This window comes from Amycolatopsis sp. NPDC051373, assembly GCF_040689465.1.
GTDB lineage: Bacteria > Actinomycetota > Actinomycetes > Mycobacteriales > Pseudonocardiaceae > Amycolatopsis.
Genome location: NZ_JBFBAE010000018.1, coordinates 129,365 through 149,310, shown reverse-complemented (window position 1 = coordinate 149,310; position 19,946 = coordinate 129,365). Strand labels below are relative to the sequence as shown.

Below are 19,946 nucleotides of genomic sequence, written 5' to 3'. Positions count from 1 at the left end.
CGTACCCGGCGGTAGCCAACCAATGGTGTCCCCGGGCGCGACACCGCCGGAGATCGGTCGGCCCGACTGAACCGATCATGCGAAAATATTACGTATGAATACGGAGCCGGCGCCGAAGTGGCGGAGACTGGAACCGGACGAGCGCAGAGAGCAGATCTACGCCTGCGCGGCACGCCTGTTCGGCGAACGGCCCTACTCGGCGGTGTCCACTTCGGACATAGCCGCGGCTGCCGGGGTCGCGCGGGGGTTGATCAACCACTACTTCGGCACGAAACGCGAGCTGTATCTGGAAATCGTGCGGCGCGCGCTGACCGTGCCGCGGCTCGCGATCGAGATCCTGCCCGAGGGGCCGCTCGAGCTGCGCGCCGACGTGGCCATCGACTGGTTCCTCGACATGGTGCGCTCGCAGGAGAAGACGTGGCTCGCCGCGATCGCGCCCGAGGGCATCGGGCGCGACGCGGAGGTCGACCGCATCCTCGAAGAGGCCGACCGCGAATCGGCCGACCGCGTGCTGGAGGCCGTCGGGCTTTCGCGCGACAGCGAGCACGGTGAGGAGCTGAACGCGGCCGTGCGCGCGTTCGCCGGCATGGTGAAGGCGGCGGGACGCGAGTGGCTCGTGCGGGGTTCGCTGAGCCGGGACCAGGTGCACACGCTGCTGAGCAAATCGCTCGTCACACTCATCGGTGAGGTGTTCCCGCTGATCCAGGGCGAAGTTCCCGGGGAATGACGGAACCCCCGGCACCACGAGGGGGGAGGAAAGTGCCGGGGGCCCCGGCCGGAAGCCTCTCGACCCCCGGCTCCTTTCCACGTTACCCCTGGTCGACGTGGGTTCGGTGTCAGTTTCCCCCGGATCGCACCGGGGTGGTCACACGTTCGGCCCACGCCGGAAGGTTGCTGCCACCCGATCAGGCCCGCGGCTCGGCCTCGAGCTCGGCCAGCCGGTGCGCCAGCCCGTCCACGCAGCGGCGCACCGCGTAGTCGTACAGGCGGGCGTACCAGCCGGCCGCCAGCTCCGGGTCGGCCATCAGCTCCCGCATCGCGCGGCCCTGCGCGGCCATGCCGGGCAGGTCGGCACGGTCGTGATAGGTCGCGTACTCCTCGGTGTTGTCCAGGCGCAACGCGAGCGTGGTGTCGCGGTCGTCCTCCATCGCGACGAACTGGCAGGCCGTGGCGACGAGCAGGTTGTAGGCCAGCACGCTCTCCTCGCCGAAGCCGGCGGCGAGCAGCACGCCGACCCCGCGGTCGATCGTGCGGATGGCGGCCGACACCGACGGCCCGAACAGCACCAGCCGCCGCGCCGTACCGGGGTGCGCCCGCAGCACCGTGCGCAGCTCGGCCAGCAGCTCGGCGAACCAGTCCTGCCACGGCAGATCTTCGTCGGGCAGGCTCAGCAGGCCGACGACGCGATCGAGCACCGCGGCCACGACCGCGTCCCGGTCGCCGACGTGGTGGTAGATCACCGCGGGGTAGGCGTCCACGGCCGCCGCGAGCTGGCGCAACGTCCAATTGTCGAGGCCGCGCTCGGCGGTCAGCGCGACCGCCGCGTCGACCACCTTCTCGGCGGTGACGGCCGGCAGTCCCGCTGCCGCGCGCGAGCGAGGACGGTTCGCGGCCCGCGAGGTCGAAGACGGCATGCGATGTACCGTATCCGGATAACGACGGCGCGTGCCAGGATTCGGGGATCTAGGGCAGGATCAGGGCATGCCCCGTGCCCTGGCCAACGGCCTCGAACTCGAGTACGACACTTTCGGCGACGCCGCGGACCCGCCGCTGGTGCTCGTGATGGGCCTCGGTGCCCAGATGGTGACGTGGGAGACCGGGTTCTGCGAGCTGATCGCGAGCAGGAGATTCTTCGTCGTCCGCTTCGACAACCGAGACATCGGCCTGTCGACCTACCTCGACGAGCTCGGCGCGCCCGACCTCCCGGGGATCGCGGCCGGGCAGGCCTCGGCGCCGTACCTGCTCTCGGACCTCGCCGACGACACCGTCGGCCTGTTCGACGCGCTCGGCTTCGCGAAGGCCCACGTGGTGGGCGCGTCGATGGGCGGGATGGTCGTGCAGCAGCTCGCCATCGACCACCCGGACCGGCTGCTGAGCCTCACGTCGATCATGTCCACGACCGGCGACCCGACCGTCGGCCAAACCTCGCCCGCCGCGCTGGCCACGCTGACGCGCCCGCCCGCGGCGACGCGCGAGGAGGCCATCGAGCAGAGCATCGCCTCCTACCGCACCACCGGCTCGCCGGGTTACCCCGCGACCGACGAGTACCTGCGATTCAAGGCGGCCCGGGGCTACGACCGCGCGCAGCACCCGATGGGCACACTGCGCCAGGCCGCGGCGGTCGTCGCGTCGGGCGACCGCACTGAAGCGCTGCACTCGCTGCGGCTGCCGACGGTGGTCGTGCACGGTGACTCCGACCCGATGATCGACGTGAGCGGCGGCAAGGCCACCGCCGCCGCGATCCCCGACGCCGAGCTCGTGGTCATCCCCGGCATGGGCCACGACCTGCCCGAACCGCTGTGGCCGGAGATCGTGGACGCGATCGTGCGGGCCACGAGCCGCAGTTACCAATCCGGCCAAAAGTAGGCCGACCCCCACGCGGTGCGTAACCGTTGCTACGAAGCCATTCGGCCGTGACTGTGGTCGGATTGGTAACGATAGGCACAGTTAAGGAGACGTCAAGAACACCGCGCGGGCTGTAGGGAAAGCGTCCGCGCCTCTCGTGCGGTGCGGGCGGGCGCGCTGAGCTGGACGCATGGGCATCACCGGTGGTTTCGGTTTCCCGCTCGGCTGCGCGGCCGTGGTGGCCGCCGCGATCGGGGCGGACGTCGCGGGGGCGACCGCGCACCCGCTCTACGCGCTGGTGCCGCTGGCGCTCGTCGTGGTCGCCGCCGCTGCGGCCACGGCCCCGGCCGCGGCGGCGGGGATCGCCGTCGTGGCCTGGGCCGTCGACTCCGGCTTCATCCTCGGCCGCGAAGGCCATCTCGTCTTCGACACCGCGAGCGGCCGCGCCGCCCTCGTGCTCGCCGCGGTGCTCGTCGTGGGCTTGCTGTCTCGGCTCGTGGTGACGGCGGCGGTCCGCGCTCGCCCCCGCGTTCACCCGTGGCCGCACCGGTTCGTGGCGTCCGTCCCCTCGCCGCGAACCGCCGGACAGCGGCGGACCGATCACACAGCCCCCGCTTGATCGGCCCGGCTGCATCCCGCGCAGGTCGAGCGTGGTTGGCTGTGCGAGTGTGAGCGTGTCCCGGTGTGTCGAAATCGACTCGCGTCGGGCTCCCGGCGGTGCCAGGCTGGGACGGTCACACGTCGTCACCTTCGGAGGTAAGCATGAGTGATCCGCAACCGTCGCCCAGCGGCGAGGAGGACGACGTCAAGCGCAAGTTCCGCGAGGCGCTGGAGCGCAAGCAGGCCCACGCCCGCTCGGGCTCCGCCCACGAAACCGGCGGCGGCAAGAACCAGCACGCCCACGGGCCCGCCGCGAACAAGCGCACGTTCCGCCGCAAGAGCGGCTGAGCGTCACCCCACCGACGAAGGCCCTCTCACCGCGGTGAGGGGGCCTTTCTCATGCCGTTCTCATGGCTCCAGAAGCCGGGCCAGTCGGGCGGTGTCGCGCAGGTACTGCTCATACGGGAAGCCGGCTTCGAGCAGGGCGGTGCGCAGCTCGTCGTAGAGCGGTTTTCCGTTGTCGTGGAAGGCTTTCGCGCCGACCTCGGTGATGGTCACGAGCCGGCGCCGGGCGTGTTCGGGGTCTTGGCGGACCTGCACGAGCCCGGCGGTCTCGAGCGGGCGCAGCGCGCGGCTGATCGCCGGGTCGGACACCGACAGCGCCTGCGCCAGCTGGTGCTGGGTCACCGGCTGGATGTCCTCCAGCGTGCCCAGCAACCGCATCTGGCTGTAGGTCAGGCCCCCGGCACCACCGGCACCGTCGGCACGCCGGCGCGCGGCCTCCCCCAGCAGGAACACCACGCGATGCAGCAAGTCAGCGAGATCGTCGTCCACGCCACAAGCCTACCTTGAGTCTTGTGTCGTTAATATTAACCATGCAAGACTCAAGGCATGACCACGATCGCGTACCTCGCCCAGTCCGCCGTTCCCCTGCTCTTCGTCGTCGTGCCGGCCATCGGCGCCTTCGTCCGCACCCGGCACAGCCCGTCCCGCCAAGCCGCACTGGAGACCTGGCAACGGTGGTGGGCCATCGGCGCACTCGGCTGCGGAAGCCTCTGGATGACGCTCGCGTTCGTCGGAGCCCCGGACGTGATGGCCACGGCGATCGGCTTCACCCGGACCCCGTTCGAGTTCGAAATCGCCTTCGCCAACCTCGGGCTCGCCGTGATGGGCTTCCGCGCCGCGTCGGCCTCGACAAGGGAACGCCTCACGATCGGAATCGGCGCCGGGATGTTCCTCTGGGGCGCGGTCGTAGGGCACGTCTACCAGTGGTTCGCCAACGGCGACCACGCGCCGGGCAACACCGGCGGGGTCCTGGTCACCGACCTGCTCATCCCCGCCGTGATGATCATCCTCGCGCGCCGCGCGCAGCGACTGTCCACATCGGAGCGAGTCGCACCGGCCCTCGTCTGAACCCCGGGCAAGAAAAAGCGGGCGCACGGAGATCCCGTGCGCCCGCCGTCGTGAAGGAACTCAGACCGTGAGGATCGAGCGCAGCCGACCGACGTCGGCCATGCGTCGTTCGGCCAGGCGGTCGGCCGCCGCGGCGGGCGGGACCCCGTCGGCCTTGGCCAGGGCGTACACGGCCTTGGTGGTGTCGAAGATGGCCGTGGTCTTGCGCTGGGCGCGGGCGAAGTCGAAGCCGTGGCGTTCGTCGTCGACCTGGATGACGCCGCCGGCGTTGACCAGGTAGTCGGGTGCGAAGAGGATGCCCCGGTCGTCGAGGAGCTTGTCGACGCCCGGGTGGGCGAGCTGGTTGTTCGCGGCACCGCAGACGATGCGAGCCCGCAGAGCGGCCACCGTCTCGTCGGTCAGCACGCCACCGAGCGCACACGGGGCGAAGACGTCGAGGTCCGTGCGGATCAGGGTGTCCACATCGGACACGACCTCGACGCCCGGGTACGCGGCACGCGTGCGCTCCAGTGCGGGCGCCGAAACGTCGCTGATCACAACCTGCGCGCCCGCCTCCACGAGGTGGCCCACCAGGATGTGGCCGACCTTGCCGACACCGGCGACACCGACGCGGCGGCCGGCCAGCTCGGGCACGCCCCACACGTTGTCGGCCGAAGCGCGCATGCCCTGGTAAACGCCGTACGCGGTCAGCACCGAGGAGTCGCCCGCACCGCCGTCTTCGGGCGAGCGGCCGGTGACGAACTTGGTCTCGCGGGCCACCACGTCCATGTCGTGCACATACGTGCCCACGTCGCAGGCCGTGATGTAGCGGCCGCCGAGGGACTGCACGAAGCGGCCGTACGCACGCAGCAGCGCTTCGGACTTCATCGTGGCCGGGTCGCCGAGGATCACGGCCTTGCCGCCGCCGAGGTCGAGCCCGGCCAGCGAGTTCTTGTACGCCATCCCCTTGGAGAGCGCGAGTACGTCGTCGAGCGCGTCGTCCTCGGTGGCGTAGGGGTAGAAGCGGGTGCCGCCGAGCGCCGGGCCCAGTGCGGTGGAGTAGATGCCGATGATGGCTTTGAGGCCACTGGCCTCGTCGTGGCAGTACACGACTTGTTCATGGCCGCTGTGCCGGCCGAACACTCCTTCGGTCACGGTGGTGACTCCCTTGTCTGACCGCTCGCGGTTCGTGGCCGCGCGCTCCGGAAGGTGGTGTGCCGGACGGAGGTCGTCCACCCCGCACATCGCCAACCTAGAGCCATCCGCGCGAGCCGACCACCGCAGGTCGTCTGCTCAGCCGGCGACGACCTTTCCGAGCGTCGCCATTGCTGCTTCCAGCTGGGCATCCGACAGGTACGGCGCCGGGCCGAACCGCAGGTAGGAACCCCGGCTGTCGGTCCGGACGCCGCGCTCGCCCAGCGCAATCTGCAAGTCGCCGGCCGAGGGGCTGCGCAGCGACAGGAACCCGCCGATCATCCCCAGCGGCGTCTCGCGGTCCCTCGACACCACGTCGGCGGGCAGGCCGAGGTCGTCGAAGCACTGCGCCAGTAGGCCGACCTGGTGCTGCGACACCGTGCGCAGGAACTCCGGCGTCAGGCCCTGCTCGGCGAAGAACCGCTGCACGCGCACGCCGCGGTAGTGGCTCGACGGGTCATAGGTCGCGCCGGCGAAGCGGTCGCCGCCCGTGGCGTAGGCGACGCGGTCCGGGCGCTGCCGGTCGGCGAGCGCGCCGAACTCCGCGTACCAGCCGGTGACGACCGGGCGCAGCTCCTGCGCGTGGGCGGGCAGGCGCAGGAAGCAGTTGCCCTCGCCGAGCTGGAGGTACTTGTAGCCGCCGCCGACCACCCACGCGTTGGTGAGCCCCAGGTCGTGCAGCGAGAACGGCACGACGCCCAGGGCGTGGTAGGCGTCCACGACCAGCTCGACGTTGCCGGCACGGCAGACGTCGGCCAGGTGCGCGAGCCCGGGCACGAGCCGCGAGGTCTCGAACACCACGGCGGACACGAGCACGGCAGCGGTGTTCCCGTCGACCTCCGCGGCCACGCGTTCGGCCAACGTCGGCACGGGGTCCACGGGCACCCGGACGACCTCGACACCCTCTTCCTCCAGCCGCGCGAGCTGGCGGCGCAGGGTGTGGAACTCGCCGCCGGTGGTGACCAGGCGCGGGCGGGACCGCAGCTCGATCGCCGAGAGGAACCGGATCACGAGCTCGTGGGTGTTGGCTCCGAGGGCGTACTCGCCGTGCGGGTCGGACAGCAGCGCGCGGAAGCCGGCGCGCAGCTCGTCGGCCTTGGCGAACGCGGCGGTCCACTTCTCGTCGACGTCGCGGGCCGCGTCGGCGAACGCGTCGGCCAGACCTTCCTCGGCGACGTCGGGCCAGGCCTGGTGCGAGTGAGCCGAGAGCAGCAGCCGGTCGGCCACGCGGAAGCGCGAGTAGTGCGGCGCGAGCGCGTTGTCGTCCGCGCGCAGGGAATCCAGCGTCGTCACAGCTTGCTCCGCACGGCCCACAGGTCCGGGAACATCGGCTGGAAGAGGGTGGTCCGCAGGTACGTCGCGCCCGACGACCCGCCCGTCCCGGTCTTGTCGCCGATGGTCCGCTCGACCATCTTCACGTGCCGGTAGCGCCACTCCTGCATCCCTTCGTCGAGGTCGACGAGACACTCCGCGACCACCGAGGCGCCGCCGTCGTCCTGGTAGACCTTCAGCAGTACCGCCTGCAGTTCCGCCGACGGTGCCACCGGCCGGGTGACATCTCGATCACGGTCCACGGCGTAACCGCTGTTCGCGAGGTATTTGAGGAACGAATCGAAGACCGACGGCCGGGCCATCGCGCCCGCGATCCGGGCGCGCTGCTCGCCGCCTTCCGGGTAGTGCGCGAACACGCGCTCGTCGCGGCGGCCGAGCACCGCCTCCAGCTCGCGGAACTGGGCCGACTGGAAGCCGCTGGACTGGTCGAGGCGCGCCCGGAAGCTCGTGAACTGGCTGGGCGTCATGGTCTCCAGCACGTCGAGCTGCGCGACGATCACCTTGAGCACCGTGAGGATGCGCCGCAGCGTGCGGATCGCGTGCGCGGTGTTGCCGGCTTCGAGGTTGGCCTGCAGGAACTCCGCCTCGTGCAGGATCTGCTTGAACCACAGCTCGTAAACCTGGTGGATCACGATGAACAGCAGCTCGTCGTGCTCATCGGAGCGCGGGCGCTGGGCTCCGAGCACCTCGTCGAGCGCGAGGTACGACGTGTAGCTCAGCGCGGCCTGCGTGTCGTCGGTCTGGGTCATGGGTTCCTCACCTCGTCGAAATCACTGGTCCGCACGGCACGATCGAAGTGCCGTTGCGCCGCGGGCGCCAGCGCGGCGTACAGGTCGTGGAAGAGCTCGACGGCCGCCGCGCGCCGGCCGGGCGCGGGAATGAGCTCGCCTGGCAGCTCGGGGTCGAGCGACGGGAACACGCGGAACTCGTGCACCAGTCTCGTCCGCACCGTAAACGCTTGCGCGTCGGGCAGATCGTGCGGGCTGCCGCCGAACTCGGTCACGAACGCGTCATAGCGGGCCGACAGCTCGTCGAGATCCCAGGCCCGCCCGGCGAACCGGCGGACGTCCAGCGCCGCCGACGGAGTGCCCAGCATCAGGCCGGCGTGCTCGGTCACGCCGAGCTCGGCGAGCAGGCCGAGCACCTCGGCCTCGCGGTCGTGCGGCGCGATCCACGTGCCGTCCTGCACCGGGCCGAAGCCGAGGAACCGCAGGCGCCGCACGAGCATCTCGCGGGCCTGGCGGCGGGTCTCGGGGATGTTCTGCCACAGCACCGTCCACGGGCCAGTGGGCCGGTCGCGGCGGCCGAGGCTGAAGATGCGCCGGTCGCCGTCGGCCAGGACCGCGACGGTGCGGCTCGTGAGCGAGTAGTGCACCAGCCGACCTTCGCGATGGCGCGCCAGCAGGTCGCGGTTGACCAGCCGGGTGAGCGCGATGCGGGCGGCGCCGTCGGAGAAGCCCAGCTCGGTGAGCAGCGACACGAGGCCGCCCGACCACACACGCCGGTTCTCGCGCGGCCGCACGTAGCTGCCGAGGAGCGTGATCACCAGCTCCTGCGGTCCGGTGGGCGATGGTTCGGGCACGGCATGACTCTATACACCTCAGTCCGCTGCGGTGTAGCTTTCGATCGAGCAGGTTGTCAGGAGGCTGGATGAAACGGCTGGTGGTCGTCACCGGCGGCACTCGCGGCATCGGCGCGGCGATCGCGGAACGGTTTACGGCGGCGGGTGACACGGTGCACGCGCCGGGCAGACGTGAGTGCGACGTGACCGACGAGCAGGCCGTGCGCTCGTACTTCGCCGACTTGGGCCCGGTCGACGTGCTCGTGAACAACGCCGGGATCTCGTCGAGCGCCCCCACCGCGAAGACGTCGATGCAGGACTGGCGGGCGCAGTTCGAGGTCAACGCGACCGGCGCGTTCCTGTGCACCCGCGAGGTGTTGCCGGGGATGCGCTCGCGCGACCGCGGCCGGATCGTCACGGTGGCCTCGACCGCCGGGCACGTCGGTTACCGCTACACCACGGGCTATACGGCCTCGAAGCACGCCGCGGTGGGGCTGATGCGCGCGGTCGCCGCGGAGATCACCGGGACCGGCGTGACGGCCAACGCGGTGTGCCCGGCGTTCGTGCGCACGGACATGACGGCCGGCTCGGTCGCCCGCATCCGCGAACGCACCGGCCGCGACGAAGCCGACGCCGAAGCGGCTTTGGCGGCCGCGTCGCCGTTGGGGCGGTTGCTTGAGCCGGAGGAGGTCGCGTTCGCGGTGGCGTTCTTCGCCGCCGAGGAAGCGGCTGCGATCAATGGACAGACCCTCGTACTCGATGGTGGAGGAATTCAGAAATGAGCCCGTTCCGCGCGACGCCCCCGCTCACGAAGTCGTGGGACCACTTCGAGTTCACGGTGGACGACGGCGTGGCGACGCTGACGTTCAACCGGCCGGACAAGCTCAACGCGCTGACCTTTGACGTGTATGCGGATTTGCGGGACCTGGTCACGGAGCTGCCGCATCGCGGCGACGTGAAGGTGCTCGTGATCACCGGGCAGGGGCGGGGCTTCTGCTCGGGCGGGGACGTCGAGGAGATCATCGGCGAGCTCCAGAAGATGGAGACCGCGGAGCTGCTCGAGTTCACGCGCATGACCGGCGCGGTGGTGAAGGCGTTGCGGGAGACCCCCATTCCGGTCATCGCCGCCGTCAACGGCGTGGCGGCTGGGGCCGGGTCGGTCATCGCGTTGGCGTCGGACTTCCGCGTGCTGGCGAAGTCGGCGAAATTCGCGTTCCTGTTCACGAAGGTCGGCTTGGCCGGCGCGGACATGGGCTCGGCTTATCTGCTGCCCCGGCTGGTGGGCCTCGGCCGGGCCACGGAACTGCTGATGCTGGGCGACAAGCTGGAGTCGGCCCGGGCCGAGGCGATCGGGCTGGCGACGTCGGTTGTGGAGGACTCCGAGCTGGCGTCCACGGCCGCTGCGCTGGCCCGCCGCCTCGCTGACGGCCCGGCATTGGCGTATTCGACCACGAAGGTCCTGCTGACCCGCGAGCTGGACATGGACCTGGGGTCGTCGATCGAGCTCGAGGCGATGACGCAGGCGTTGCTGATGACGGCTCACGACCACAAGGAGTTCTACGCTGCTTGGTCGGCGGGCCGTAGTCCACAGTGGACTGGTCGCTGAGTTCTCTTCCTGACAGAACGATGCCCCGGCACGGCTGGGGTGTGCCGGGCATCGTTTTGCTACTTCAGTCGCGCACGATCTTCTCGGTCAACGCACGCCACGCCACACCGGGAACGGCCAGCTCACCACCGGCGCGATCCTTCGTGTCACGCACGCCGATCACTCGACCGATTTTCACCTCGACACAGTCCTGCCCCTGGCCGCTGAAGGTCGACTTCCGCCACTCGCCGAGGCCTGCGAGCATGTTCACCTCGACACAATCCTGCCCCTGAGTGCTGCAACTCGAGGTCCGCCAGCCTCCGGCCTTGCCGGGTTCGATCATGATGCCTTCTCCTTGCCGTCGATGACATTGGCGATCAGCTCCGCTGACGCCTTGGAGCTGAACGCCACCTTCTCCGCCCTCACCCCAGCGGCCAGGTAAGGCGCAACCTCATCCGGAGCATCGAGGTAGAGGGCGGAAACCTTGTTCTCCAGCTGCACAACCGGTTTCCGCTCGACCGATTCGGGAAAGGTCGCGACACTGAAGGGCCCTTCCCACCCAGGATTCCAGTTGGTGCGAGTGGGAATGATGCGAATATCGATGTTGTCCCGCCGCCCCGCTTCGAGCAGATATGCGAGCTGGTCGGCCATCACCTGCTCACCACCGAGCAAGGTGTGCAGCACCGGTTCCCAGATGAAGGCCCGCAGCTGCAAGGGATCCCGCCGGGTCAGCACCGCCTGCCGGCCGATCCGGACCGCCACCCGCGTGTCGATGGACTCCGGCGGAGCACCGATCTCGACGTAGACCGTGCGGGCATATTCGGGGATCTGCAGAATCCCCGGAACCAGCAGCGGCGCGACGTGGACGAGGTCTTTGGCTGTGCGCTCGATCTCGAGCATCGCTGCATACTGGCCTTGGTCACTCTGGTTCCGGCCCACCGTCATGGTGAGCCATGGCTTCCGGCTCGTGTCGCGGGACATCTCGACCAGCTGCTCGCGCAGCTCGGCCGGCGCGCCGACCGCAGTCAGGTAAGCAGCAACATCTTCCGGCCGTGGGCTGCGCTCGCCGGTCTCCCAGCGAGACACCGTGGGGTGTTTGACCCCGAGCAGCTCGCACATCGATCGCACGGTGCTGTCGGGCAGGTACCGCTGTCGCGCTTCGCGCATCTGAGCGCCGAGCGTCGCGGCTTTGGTTCCTCTGGTACCAGCCATGGTCCAGAGAATACGCACAACCTCTCACGTCAGCATGGTCACCCGATTGAGCCATTGCCTCCACCGGTACCGAGGTACACCATTGGTTCCGGTACCAAATGGAACCATCGGCACCAGATCGCTCGGCCGCCGCGGTTGCCCCGACACCGCGTCGCCCGGGTTTCCAAGCTGTGTCCGCGGCAAGGCTGGGGCGGTCGCAGGGCCCGAGCCCCGGCTGCTCCCGAGAACCCGGTCGGGGCTCGGCGCTTTACCCACCCGAAGAAGGTCACGATGAAATCCGGCACGAGAACTGAGTCGAGCGCCACCTCTCCCGTCCTCATCGAGCTGGGCGCGGGGCTGAAGGCCGCCCGAGAGCAGGCCAAGTTCGGCGTCCGCGAGCTGGCTCGCCGCTCGGGGGTCCCGCCGGCAGCCTCGCCAACTGGGAAGGCGGGCGCCGGGTGCCGCAGCTGGACCGTCTCTCGTACCTGCTCGGGCTGTTGCGGCTGCCCTCAGCCGAGTACGACCGCCTGCTCACCCTCGCGGCGAACGCGACCAACACCATCCACGCCGAAATCCTGCCGATCCGCCCGGCGCGGCTGGCCACCGCCTACAACCGCACCGCCTCGAAGATCACCGAGTGGGCACCGACCTTTCTGCCTGTAACCCTGCAGACTCGTGCCTACACGTGGGCCATGGTCGAACACACGACCCGGCCGAGCGCCGACTCCGAGAGCTACCTGTTCGAACTGACCGCCGAGACCGACCAGGCCGCCGGCCCCGAGCCGGCCACGCGGGAGTGGTTCCTCGGCCACCGTTCACTTACCAACCCGGCGATCGACCGCGCAACCACGGTGGCTCAACTCCGGCGTCTGCTCACCGTCATGGCGAGCGACGCCGGGAAAAGCCGCGTGGTGCCTCAGGAACAGCACGACCTGCCGGGCTTCGTCGTGTACCAGACGAGTGGGCGCAAGCCGACCGTCGCGTTGCGGCACCGGCACACGACCGTGTACCTCACGTCGGAGGACGCCGTGGCCGAGTACACGGCGGCCGGCAGACACCTCGCCAAGTCGGCCCTCACGCCGGCCGAAACCGAGGAGCTTGTGACAAAGCAGCTTGGTCAGTGGGAAGCCCCGTAAAATGACCTGTCACGTCGCGAGGGGGTGCGGTTGTGGCGGTCGAGGGGGTCGCCGAACGGGTGCGGAACGTTCTCGCGCTGATTTCAACGGCGCGGACCGCACTCTCGGACGCGCACAGCCGCATCGTCGAGGTGGGACCGATCTGGCGGCAAGCATTCGAGGGCACCGGCGACCCGGACGCGGCACAACTTCCGGCCCTGGCCGATTCCGTGGCCACCGGCATCGGAGAATGGCACGCCGCCACCATGCAAGCGGAACGATTGCTCACCGGCTACCTCACCTCGCTCGGCGCGAACGCCTCATCTCCGGCTGCCCCTCCGCCACCGGCCGGGCCGGAGCCCCCGGCCCACGCGGACCGGATAGCGCAAGCCCGTGCCCGGGTCGGCGAGTCACACGTGCGCGGCAGCCAAGCGCGCGGCGAGTGGCTGCGCTCTGACGGGTGGTCGGTGCGGATGGCCAGTGGTGGTGGCGACGAACACCACGCCGCCGCACTGCGGTTCATCCGCGACAACAACTTGCCGCGCCCGGCTTCGCAACTTGCCCGGCACGTCGAGGTCAAGGTGGCGATATCGATGTGGGTGCGCGGGTTGCGGGACGAAACAGTAGTGATGGACCGGCCGGTGTGCGGGACCCGCGAGTTCGACCGTGACGACCCTTTCACTTGCGACAAGTATCTGGCCCGGTTTCTGCCGCCAGGGGCACGTCTGCGCGTCGTACAGCCGGATGGCACCGTATCTGACTACACCGGTACCGAAACGGAGCAGCAATGACCCTCAGCGCGAGCGTCCCCACCTTCCGCGACGGCGTGCAAGGCGGCCGGCGGCTACCGCTCGACACCGACGAGGACTTGCAGCGGCTGGCGGAGCTGCTTGCCGAACCGTGGGCCGACTCCGCATCGATTCAAACCGCCGACACTGCACTGGACGTCCATGTCCGAGACGAATGGGGCTACATGCTATACGCGGGCGACGCCGGATACCTCATCACCGATGGCGACCCCGCGTCCCCCGCCGCACCGTGCGAGGTGGATTTCCCCGCCGGGACAGGGCTCCCCGCAGCGCACGTCATCGCAGCCGTGCGGGAGTTCATGCGTACCCGGAAGCTGCCTGAAACGGTGCCGTGGCGCGACGCGTGACCGTCACGAAGTCGCCAAGGTGAGGCTGCCCAAGCCGGGGACGTCGGCGGCGAGAGTTTCGCCGCCGGTGAACGGAGTGGGCGCGCACAGGGTGCCGGTGAGGATGAGGGCGCCTGCCGGGAGTTCGTCGCCCGTCGTGGCGAGGTGGTTGGCGAGCCAGGCGATGGCGGCGGCGGGGTTGCCGTTCAGCACCGCGGTGGAGGCGCCCGGAACGACGCGGTCGCCGATGGTGAGGGTGCAGGTGATGGCCGAAAGGTCTCGCGGCACCGGGACCTGCGGGCCGAGGAAGGCGTAGGCGGCGTTGGTGTTGTCGGCGGCGAGCATGGCCAACGTCGTCGGCCCGCCGGACCAGCGGGAGTCGACGATTTCGAAGGCGGGGGCGATCGCGGCCGTCGCGGCGAGGACGTCCTCGGCGGTGATACCGGGGCCGGAAAGCGGGCGGCCGAGGATGAAGGCGATTTCGACTTCGGCGCGAGGGGCGAACATGGCCGCGGTCGACAAGGATTGTCCGGGGCCCAGCACGGTGGAAGCCAGGACGTAGCCGAGGGCGGGCTCGGCGGCGCCGTAGGTGGCGCGGGCCGGCTCGGACGTGAGGCCGATCTTGTAACCCGCCAGGCGGTCGCCGGCGGCCAGGGCCAGGTCGCGGGTCGATCGGGAGACGCGGTAGGCGTCCGCGAGATCGGCCACGGGTGCGGGGGCGACGGCAGGGCCGCCGTGGGTGGCCTTGTTCAGGCGCCGGGCCAGGTCGTCGTCCGCCAGGTCGTCGTCCGCCACCGTGTGCTCCTCAGGGTCCGGGATGGGGCCCGGACATCTGATCACACCTCGGTGTGCGCGATGGCGTTGCCCTCCAGCGAACCGAACCACAGGCGCCCGGCGTGCTCGCGGACGCCGACGAGCATGTGAAAGCCCGGGATCTCGCCCCACAGCTCGTGCTCCACCGCGCCGTCGGCGGCGATGCCCAGCACGCCGACCTGGCGTTTCGGGGCGGGCTGCAGAGCATCCGGCAGCGCACGCACCGCGGCGCGCAGGGGCTCCGGCAGCTTGCGGACGACGTCCAGGGCGGGGACGCGGACGGAGGCCTGCGTGACCCAGATCAAGCCGTCGCTGCCGGTGGCGATGTTGTCGGGGAAGCCGGGCAGATCCGTGACGAGGGTGTCGCGCTGGCCTTGGCGGGTGCCGTGGAGCCAGAAGCGGGTGACGCGGAACTCGCCGGTTTCCGCGACGGCCACGAAGGACTCGTCCGGGGGCAGGGCGACGCCGTTGGCGAACTGGAGGCCGTCGGCGATCAGATCGATGCTGCCGTCCGGGGCGCGGCGCAGAAGACGGCCACCGGCGGTCTGTTCGATGAGGTCGTCGCGCCAGCGGTCGATGCCGAAGCGGCGCGAGGAGTCGGTGAAGTAGATCGTGCCGTCGGTGGCGACAGCGGCGTTGTTGCAGAACACCAGGTCGAGGCCCGCGGCGGAGGTCGCGAGGGTGCGCACCGCTCCCCCGGCCAGCGGCATCGTGAGCAGGCCGGCGCGGGCGTCGCAGATGAGCAGTTCTTCGCCGTAGAGCTCCAGGCCCAGCGGGCGGCCGCCGGTGTCGCCGAGGACGTCGATGCGGCGGCCGTCAGGGGCGACGCGCAGGATGCGCCCGTCGTCGACGCCGGTGTAGACCCGGCCCTCGGCGTCGACCACCACGTCTTCGGGTGCGTGCCCGTTGACCGGGACCACCGCGACGTCACCGAAGTCCATCACGAACCTCCTACCGATAGGTGAGCAGCTGCGCCGCCTCCGCTTCGAAGTGCGGGTGTTCGTTGAACGTCAACAGGTTCACGCCGCCGCGGCCCGAAGTGAGCTTGGTGATGCCGGTGTTCACGGTGACGCGGTTGAACTTCAGCAAGCCGACCTCGGGCACACCCAGCACCGCGCCCGCGATCGTGCCGATCACGCCGCCGGAGGTGAACACCAGCGCGTGCTCGCCCTCGCCGAGCGACTCGACGACGTCGGTCAGCCCGGCCGTGCAGCGTTCGAGGAACGCCGGCCACGTCTCGGCGCACGGCCCGTCGGCGCCCGCCGCGACCCAAGCGCCGAGCGCGGCGTCGAGCACGCCCTGGTACGCCCGGGAATCCTCCTGCGGCGCGCCGCCGGCGTGGTGGCGCGAAATGTCCACGTGGTCGTATTCGTTCCACCGCGGGTCCTCGACCACGGCCGCGTCCGAGCCGAGCGTCTTCAGCGCCGTCGCGGCCGTGTCGCGCTGGCGGGCGAGCGAGCCGGAGCGCACCTGCGCGAACTCGACGCCGCGGCGCGCGAGCTCGCGACCGACCACAGTGGACTGTTCGAAGCCGCGCTCGGACAGCGCGTCGTAGTCGGCCGCGCCGAACGAGGCCTGACCGTGGCGGACGAGGTAGATCGCACCCAACGCACTTGCTCCTTTGGCTCGTCAGGAGAACTTGGCCAGCAACCCGGCGGGCAGCACGCGCATGACCGCACTCAGCGGCACCCACGGCCACGAAGGAACGTACGCCATTTTCGGCTCCGCTTCGATCGCCTTGGCCATCGCGCGGGCCCCCGCCTCGGCGCCGGTCAGCAACGGCGTGGTGCCGCTGCGGTCGGTCATTTCGGACGCGATGTAGCCGGGGCGGATCTCGGTGACGCTGATCGAGAGTCTGGCGGTTGGCGTCGAAGCGGCCCTTGCCCACGGGCTGGCCCTTGCCGAGCCCGGCGTTCACGATCACGCGGTCGAGCGAGCCGAGCTCGCCGCGGAACTCTTCGAAGACGGTGAACACGCGGTCGTGGTCGTTCACGTCGAGCGGGCGGGTGAGGACCGTGATCCCGGGAAAAGCGGCCTTGAGCTCGGCCGCGAGCTCGTCGAGGCGGTCGGTGCGCCGCGCGCAGAGGGCGAGGTTGCGGCCGCGCGCCGCGAACTGGCGCGCCATGCCTTCGCCGAGCCCCGAGCTGGCGCCGGTGATCAGGATGTTCTTCCGCAGGACCATGGGCCGGATCCTACCGGTTGGTAACCACCGTGCCTCGGCCCTTGACCGGTGGCCCGGCGCTGGGGGCATCGCCGGGCCACCGGTACCGGGTACGGCCGCCGGCCGTGCACGGGGCGCGGACCGCGGGCCGGGGCCGAAGTAACTGCGCCGCAACCGGGATCGCCGGTGCGGGGCTCGATGGCCATACAAACGCGACCCCGCAGGTCAGGGCAATGGTTCACAGTTGCCAGTACTAGCCCGTTCGCCCCAGTGGTGACGCCGAGTGCCTGGTCGGCTGCTGATACGGTCTGGAGTGTCGGTTCGGACACTGTGGGTTTTCAGGCACTCCGTCGGGAGGGCCACGGGTTTCGGACGCGCGTTTTCGGACACGGGTTTTCACCACGAACCGATGCGGTGCGAGACCACGGGCGGGGGCATGGCTGGTGGAACTGCGGACGAGTCCGGGGCCGACGGCGCCCGGACCGCGTTCGCGAGCGCGCTGCGCGCGGCGATCACCGCCAGCGGCCTGTCGCTCGACCGGATCCAGGCGCGGCTGCGCGCTCGCGGTGCGGCCGTCAGCGTCACGGCGCTGAGCTACTGGCAGTCGGGCAAACGCCAGCCCGAACGCGCGGGTTCGCTGTCCGCGGTGCACCTGCTGGAGGAGATCCTCGACGTCCCGGCCGGCTCGTTGCTGGGCCTGCTGCCACCGCCCCGCCCCCGCGGCGCGACCCGCCGCGACCGCGTCGGCGAAGAGCCTTTGACGTTCACGCGCGAGACGCTGCAACCGCTGCTGGACCGCGTCGGCGCGCCGAACATGCTCGACCAGCAGCAGCACCTCAAGCTCGTGGGCCTGCACGACCGCTGCGAGATCGCCGCGGACGGCGGGCAGCAGGCCGTCACCTCCCGCGCCGTCTTCCAGGCCGGCGCCGACGGTCTCGACCGCTGGCTGCTCGTCTACGCACAGGACGACGCCGCGTCCGTGCCTCAGGTCCACGCGGTGCGCAACTGCCGCGTCGGCCGCTTCGAGGCGGATTCCTCGCACGGGATCCTGGTGGCGGAGCTGCTCTTCGACCGTCCGCTGAACCGCGGCGAGACGCACCTGATCGAGTATTCGCTGACCAACTCGGGCCCGCCCTACCCGCAATGCCGCGCCACGCATTACCGCGAGTTCCGCCGCCCGGTGCGCGAATACCTGCTGGAAATCCGCTTCGCCCCGGAAGCCGAGCCCGTGCGCTGCTGGCAGTACTCCCGCGGCGGCGACACCACCCCGTCCCGCCGCCGCCTCCGCCTCGACTCGGCCCACGGCGTGCACGCCGTGGCGCTCGACTTCGGGCCGGGGATCTTCGGCATCGGGTGGGAGTGAGCTCGTTCAGCCGAGGGTGACGCGCTCCGCCTCGGCCTTCCCGCCGACGAACGCACAGGAGCGGAGTTCGGTTTTCGTCGGATTGCGCACTGCAGCACGGCCCGGCTCAGGGTCAGCACGCACCCCTCAACGGTCGGCGTCCTCGATCCGCCCGAAGTCTGGCAGCACGGATCGCCGCCGCCGGCCGTGAATGTCCGGTTCGGCAGCTTCAGGACACTGTCGCAAGCTCAGCTGAGCTTGGAGCGCAACACCTTCCCGGTCGCATTGCGCGGAAGCTCGTCCAGGAACTCGACGTCGCGCGGCACCTTGTACCGGGCGAGGTTCGACTTCACGTAGTCGCGCACCCCGTCGGCGTCGAGCGTGGAGTGCTCGCTGCGCACCACGAACGCCTTGAGCCGCTGGCCGAACTTCTCGTCCTCGACCCCGATCACGGCGGCCTCGATCACGTCTTCGCGCTCCACCAGGAGGTTCTCCACCTCCACCGGGAACACGTTCTCGCCGCCGGAGACGATCATCTCGTCGTCGCGGCCGTCGATGAACAGCAGGCCGTCTTCGTCGAAGTGGCCGACGTCGCCGCTGGAGAGCAGGCCGTCGATGATCTCCTTGTGGCGGCCGTCGGTGTAGCCGCCGAAGCTGAGGCCGCTGCCGACGAAGACGCGGCCCGTCACGTTCGGCTCGGTGATCTGGCGGCCGTGCTCGTCGTACAGCGCGACACGGCAACCCACGGGCGCGCGCCCGACGGTGCCCGGCGCCTTGCGCCAGTCTTCCGGCGTGGCGACAGTCGCGACGGCGACTTCCGTTGAGCCGTAAAGGTTGTGCACGACATCGCCGAATTGCTCGTTGGCCCGGTTGCCCAGGTCCGGCGACAGCGCGGAGCCCGCGACGAAGATGATCCGCAGACACGACGTGTCGTACTTGGCGCGCACCTCCTGCGGTAGGTCGACGATGCGCTGCAGCATCGTCGGCACCAGCACGAGCGTCGTGCAACGATGCTCGGCGACGCCCTTGAGCGTCTGCTCCGGGTCGAACTTGCGGCGCATCACCACCTTGCAACCCAGCGCGAAGCTCAGGATGAACTGCGAAAGCCCGGTGCCGTGGAACAGCGGCGCGCCCATGTACGTGGCTTCGCCCGCGCGCAGCGGGATGCGGTCGAGGAACTGCGCGGACGCGAGCGGCGACGTGTGCGGCCGCGGTGCGCCCTTCGGCGTGCCGGTGGTGCCGCTGGTGAGCAGCACGAACCCGCCGGGCTTGGCAGGCGCGGGCAGCGGGCGGTCGTCGGTGCTGGCGATGATCTCGTCGAGCACCGGTATGGAGTGATCGCCCGGCTCGTCGACCCATGCGAGGTAGCGCTCGACGTCGCCGGGAATCGCGTCGAGCAGGCCGGTGAACTCCTGGTCGTACACGAGCGCGGTGACGCGTTCACGCTTCGCGACGTCGGCCAGCTGCGGCTTGGCGAAGCCGGTGTTCATTAGCAGCAGGCGCGCGCCGAGCTTGCCGGCGGCGGCCATGGTGAGCACGAGGCCGCGGTGGTCGCGGCACAGCGCGGCGATCACGGTGCCCTCGCCGAGCCCGCGCTCGGACCAGGCCCTGGCCAGCGCGTTGGAGCGGTCGTCGAGCTGCTTGAACGTGAGCGGGCCGAGCTCGTCGACGATCCCCACGGCCGCGGGGTCGCGGCGTGCGGCGATGTGGTTGGCGCCGGCGAACGGGCCGTACTTCCGGATGGCCACGACCGAGCGCACACCCTCGTCGAGCCGCGGGAACGGCACGAGTCCCGCGCGGCGCATCACGTCGATGCTGCGCACGGTCTCGGCCACCTTGTCCGTGACCTGGCTGGCGAGGCCGAACACCCCGGCCGGGTTCCTCATCCGGGCACCTCCGTCGCTGCTTCGGGGAAAAGCCGCCCGTACCCCCGGTATGGGTGGCTACTCGACAGTAGACC

At 70.3% G+C, this 19,946-nt stretch carries 23 protein-coding genes and 1 pseudogene; 11 read left to right on the top strand and 13 right to left on the bottom strand.

Annotated features, from left to right (window positions below):
- Positions 1–94 precede the first annotated feature (94 nt).
- Entirely contained in the window at positions 95–727 is a 633-nt protein-coding gene (locus AB0383_RS30780; protein WP_364178817.1) for a TetR/AcrR family transcriptional regulator, read from the top strand.
- A 178-nt stretch (positions 728–905) separates the two neighbouring features.
- Here AB0383_RS30780 and AB0383_RS30775 read toward each other — a convergent pair whose 3' ends face one another.
- Positions 906–1,634: a TetR family transcriptional regulator gene (locus AB0383_RS30775; RefSeq protein WP_366189215.1), complete on the bottom strand. Its 729-nt coding sequence runs from the start codon at positions 1,632–1,634 to the stop codon at positions 906–908.
- A 67-nt stretch (positions 1,635–1,701) separates the two neighbouring features.
- Between AB0383_RS30775 and AB0383_RS30770 the strand changes: the two genes are divergently transcribed.
- The 3 genes from AB0383_RS30770 to AB0383_RS30760 all read left to right on the top strand — a co-directional run bounded on the left by AB0383_RS30770 (position 1,702) and on the right by AB0383_RS30760 (position 3,513).
- Positions 1,702–2,586 carry an alpha/beta hydrolase gene (locus AB0383_RS30770; protein ID WP_364178812.1) on the top strand — a complete coding sequence of 295 codons (885 nt, stop codon included), beginning with the start codon at positions 1,702–1,704 and terminating at the stop codon, positions 2,584–2,586.
- Positions 2,587–2,755: 169 nt separating this feature from the next.
- On the top strand, positions 2,756–3,184 hold the full coding sequence (locus AB0383_RS30765; protein ID WP_364178809.1) for a hypothetical protein: 429 nt from the start codon (positions 2,756–2,758) through the stop codon (positions 3,182–3,184).
- Positions 3,185–3,327: 143 nt separating this feature from the next.
- Complete coding sequence (locus tag AB0383_RS30760) at positions 3,328–3,513, top strand: DUF5302 domain-containing protein (protein ID WP_285973648.1); 186 nt, start codon at positions 3,328–3,330, stop codon at positions 3,511–3,513.
- 60 nt (positions 3,514–3,573) lie between these two features.
- Here the strand turns inward: AB0383_RS30760 and AB0383_RS30755 are convergent, their stop codons facing one another.
- Positions 3,574–3,999 carry a MarR family transcriptional regulator gene (locus AB0383_RS30755; RefSeq protein ID WP_364178806.1) on the bottom strand — a complete coding sequence of 142 codons (426 nt, stop codon included), beginning with the start codon at positions 3,997–3,999 and terminating at the stop codon, positions 3,574–3,576.
- A 57-nt stretch (positions 4,000–4,056) separates the two neighbouring features.
- Here AB0383_RS30755 and AB0383_RS30750 point away from each other — a divergent pair, with 57 nt between their 5' ends.
- Positions 4,057–4,578, top strand: a complete 522-nt coding sequence (locus AB0383_RS30750) for a DUF6790 family protein (RefSeq protein WP_364178803.1) — start codon at positions 4,057–4,059, stop codon at positions 4,576–4,578.
- A gap of 60 nt (positions 4,579–4,638) precedes the next feature.
- Here AB0383_RS30750 and AB0383_RS30745 read toward each other — a convergent pair whose 3' ends face one another.
- From AB0383_RS30745 to AB0383_RS30730, 4 genes are all read right to left on the bottom strand, one after another.
- On the bottom strand, positions 4,639–5,712 hold the full coding sequence (locus AB0383_RS30745; RefSeq protein ID WP_364178800.1) for a Glu/Leu/Phe/Val dehydrogenase dimerization domain-containing protein: 1,074 nt from the start codon (positions 5,710–5,712) through the stop codon (positions 4,639–4,641).
- Positions 5,713–5,850: 138 nt separating this feature from the next.
- Complete coding sequence (locus AB0383_RS30740) at positions 5,851–7,044, bottom strand: kynureninase (protein WP_366189214.1); 1,194 nt, start codon at positions 7,042–7,044, stop codon at positions 5,851–5,853.
- Positions 7,041–7,832 (bottom strand): tryptophan 2,3-dioxygenase family protein, encoded by a 792-nt coding sequence (locus AB0383_RS30735; protein ID WP_364178795.1) that lies wholly within the window; start codon positions 7,830–7,832, stop codon positions 7,041–7,043. The genes AB0383_RS30740 and AB0383_RS30735 overlap by 4 nt, the downstream gene beginning before the upstream one ends.
- Positions 7,829–8,665, bottom strand: a complete 837-nt coding sequence (locus tag AB0383_RS30730) for a PaaX family transcriptional regulator C-terminal domain-containing protein (RefSeq protein ID WP_364178792.1) — start codon at positions 8,663–8,665, stop codon at positions 7,829–7,831. The genes AB0383_RS30735 and AB0383_RS30730 overlap by 4 nt, the downstream gene beginning before the upstream one ends.
- A 68-nt stretch (positions 8,666–8,733) precedes the next feature.
- Here AB0383_RS30730 and AB0383_RS30725 point away from each other — a divergent pair, with 68 nt between their 5' ends.
- Together AB0383_RS30725 and AB0383_RS30720 are read left to right on the top strand one after the other, a co-directional pair.
- Positions 8,734–9,426: an SDR family oxidoreductase gene (locus AB0383_RS30725; protein WP_364178789.1), complete on the top strand. Its 693-nt coding sequence runs from the start codon at positions 8,734–8,736 to the stop codon at positions 9,424–9,426.
- Entirely contained in the window at positions 9,423–10,250 is an 828-nt protein-coding gene (locus AB0383_RS30720; RefSeq protein WP_364178786.1) for an enoyl-CoA hydratase family protein, read from the top strand. The genes AB0383_RS30725 and AB0383_RS30720 overlap by 4 nt, the downstream gene beginning before the upstream one ends.
- A gap of 64 nt (positions 10,251–10,314) precedes the next feature.
- On the opposite strand, the gene AB0383_RS30715 is transcribed toward AB0383_RS30720, so the two are convergent.
- Both AB0383_RS30715 and AB0383_RS30710 read right to left on the bottom strand, forming a co-directional pair.
- Positions 10,315–10,572: a DUF397 domain-containing protein gene (locus tag AB0383_RS30715; protein WP_364178784.1), complete on the bottom strand. Its 258-nt coding sequence runs from the start codon at positions 10,570–10,572 to the stop codon at positions 10,315–10,317.
- Positions 10,569–11,441 carry a helix-turn-helix transcriptional regulator gene (locus AB0383_RS30710; protein ID WP_366189213.1) on the bottom strand — a complete coding sequence of 291 codons (873 nt, stop codon included), beginning with the start codon at positions 11,439–11,441 and terminating at the stop codon, positions 10,569–10,571. The genes AB0383_RS30715 and AB0383_RS30710 overlap by 4 nt, the downstream gene beginning before the upstream one ends.
- Before the next feature lie 437 nt (positions 11,442–11,878).
- Between AB0383_RS30710 and AB0383_RS30705 the strand changes: the two genes are divergently transcribed.
- Genes AB0383_RS30705 through AB0383_RS30695 form a run of 3 tightly spaced genes read left to right on the top strand, consistent with a single transcriptional unit; the run spans position 11,879 to position 13,691 of the window.
- Positions 11,879–12,556, top strand: a complete 678-nt coding sequence (locus tag AB0383_RS30705) for a Scr1 family TA system antitoxin-like transcriptional regulator (protein WP_366189212.1) — start codon at positions 11,879–11,881, stop codon at positions 12,554–12,556.
- Between the two features lie 32 nt (positions 12,557–12,588).
- Entirely contained in the window at positions 12,589–13,326 is a 738-nt protein-coding gene (locus AB0383_RS30700; RefSeq protein ID WP_366189211.1) for a DddA-like double-stranded DNA deaminase toxin, read from the top strand.
- Positions 13,323–13,691 carry an Imm1 family immunity protein gene (locus AB0383_RS30695; protein WP_364178773.1) on the top strand — a complete coding sequence of 123 codons (369 nt, stop codon included), beginning with the start codon at positions 13,323–13,325 and terminating at the stop codon, positions 13,689–13,691. The genes AB0383_RS30700 and AB0383_RS30695 overlap by 4 nt, the downstream gene beginning before the upstream one ends.
- Positions 13,692–13,694: 3 nt before the next feature.
- On the opposite strand, the gene AB0383_RS30690 is transcribed toward AB0383_RS30695, so the two are convergent.
- From AB0383_RS30690 to AB0383_RS30675, 4 genes and pseudogenes are all read right to left on the bottom strand, one after another.
- Complete coding sequence (locus AB0383_RS30690) at positions 13,695–14,465, bottom strand: fumarylacetoacetate hydrolase family protein (protein WP_366189210.1); 771 nt, start codon at positions 14,463–14,465, stop codon at positions 13,695–13,697.
- Positions 14,466–14,506: 41 nt separating this feature from the next.
- Positions 14,507–15,424 carry an SMP-30/gluconolactonase/LRE family protein gene (locus AB0383_RS30685; protein WP_364178767.1) on the bottom strand — a complete coding sequence of 306 codons (918 nt, stop codon included), beginning with the start codon at positions 15,422–15,424 and terminating at the stop codon, positions 14,507–14,509.
- A 10-nt stretch (positions 15,425–15,434) separates the two neighbouring features.
- Complete coding sequence (locus AB0383_RS30680; protein WP_366189209.1) at positions 15,435–16,091, bottom strand: histidine phosphatase family protein; 657 nt, start codon at positions 16,089–16,091, stop codon at positions 15,435–15,437.
- 21 nt (positions 16,092–16,112) lie between these two features.
- Positions 16,113–16,665: pseudogene (locus AB0383_RS30675) on the bottom strand (SDR family NAD(P)-dependent oxidoreductase).
- A gap of 415 nt (positions 16,666–17,080) precedes the next feature.
- Here AB0383_RS30675 and AB0383_RS30670 point away from each other — a divergent pair.
- Complete coding sequence (locus tag AB0383_RS30670; protein WP_364178759.1) at positions 17,081–18,007, top strand: hypothetical protein; 927 nt, start codon at positions 17,081–17,083, stop codon at positions 18,005–18,007.
- 227 nt (positions 18,008–18,234) lie between these two features.
- On the opposite strand, the gene AB0383_RS30665 is transcribed toward AB0383_RS30670, so the two are convergent.
- Positions 18,235–19,872 carry an acyl-CoA synthetase gene (locus AB0383_RS30665; RefSeq protein ID WP_364178756.1) on the bottom strand — a complete coding sequence of 546 codons (1,638 nt, stop codon included), beginning with the start codon at positions 19,870–19,872 and terminating at the stop codon, positions 18,235–18,237.
- Between the last annotated feature and the right edge of the window lie 74 nt (positions 19,873–19,946).

Bases quoted from the DNA above. Each gene is read 5' to 3' on its own strand.
- AB0383_RS30780 (WP_364178817.1), top strand. From the start codon at position 95: ATGAATACGGAGCCGGCGCCGAAGTGGCGGAGACTGGAACCGGACGAG.
- AB0383_RS30775 (WP_366189215.1), bottom strand. From the start codon at position 1,634: ATGCCGTCTTCGACCTCGCGGGCCGCGAACCGTCCTCGCTCGCGCGCG.
- AB0383_RS30770 (WP_364178812.1), top strand. From the start codon at position 1,702: ATGCCCCGTGCCCTGGCCAACGGCCTCGAACTCGAGTACGACACTTTC.
- AB0383_RS30765 (WP_364178809.1), top strand. From the start codon at position 2,756: ATGGGCATCACCGGTGGTTTCGGTTTCCCGCTCGGCTGCGCGGCCGTG.
- AB0383_RS30760 (WP_285973648.1), top strand. From the start codon at position 3,328: ATGAGTGATCCGCAACCGTCGCCCAGCGGCGAGGAGGACGACGTCAAG.
- AB0383_RS30750 (WP_364178803.1), top strand. From the start codon at position 4,057: ATGACCACGATCGCGTACCTCGCCCAGTCCGCCGTTCCCCTGCTCTTC.
- AB0383_RS30735 (WP_364178795.1), bottom strand. From the start codon at position 7,832: ATGACCCAGACCGACGACACGCAGGCCGCGCTGAGCTACACGTCGTAC.
- AB0383_RS30725 (WP_364178789.1), top strand. From the start codon at position 8,734: ATGAAACGGCTGGTGGTCGTCACCGGCGGCACTCGCGGCATCGGCGCG.
- AB0383_RS30720 (WP_364178786.1), top strand. From the start codon at position 9,423: ATGAGCCCGTTCCGCGCGACGCCCCCGCTCACGAAGTCGTGGGACCAC.
- AB0383_RS30715 (WP_364178784.1), bottom strand. From the start codon at position 10,572: ATGATCGAACCCGGCAAGGCCGGAGGCTGGCGGACCTCGAGTTGCAGC.
- AB0383_RS30710 (WP_366189213.1), bottom strand. From the start codon at position 11,441: ATGGCTGGTACCAGAGGAACCAAAGCCGCGACGCTCGGCGCTCAGATG.
- AB0383_RS30695 (WP_364178773.1), top strand. From the start codon at position 13,323: ATGACCCTCAGCGCGAGCGTCCCCACCTTCCGCGACGGCGTGCAAGGC.
- AB0383_RS30685 (WP_364178767.1), bottom strand. From the start codon at position 15,424: ATGGACTTCGGTGACGTCGCGGTGGTCCCGGTCAACGGGCACGCACCC.
- AB0383_RS30670 (WP_364178759.1), top strand. From the start codon at position 17,081: ATGGCTGGTGGAACTGCGGACGAGTCCGGGGCCGACGGCGCCCGGACC.
- AB0383_RS30665 (WP_364178756.1), bottom strand. From the start codon at position 19,872: ATGAGGAACCCGGCCGGGGTGTTCGGCCTCGCCAGCCAGGTCACGGAC.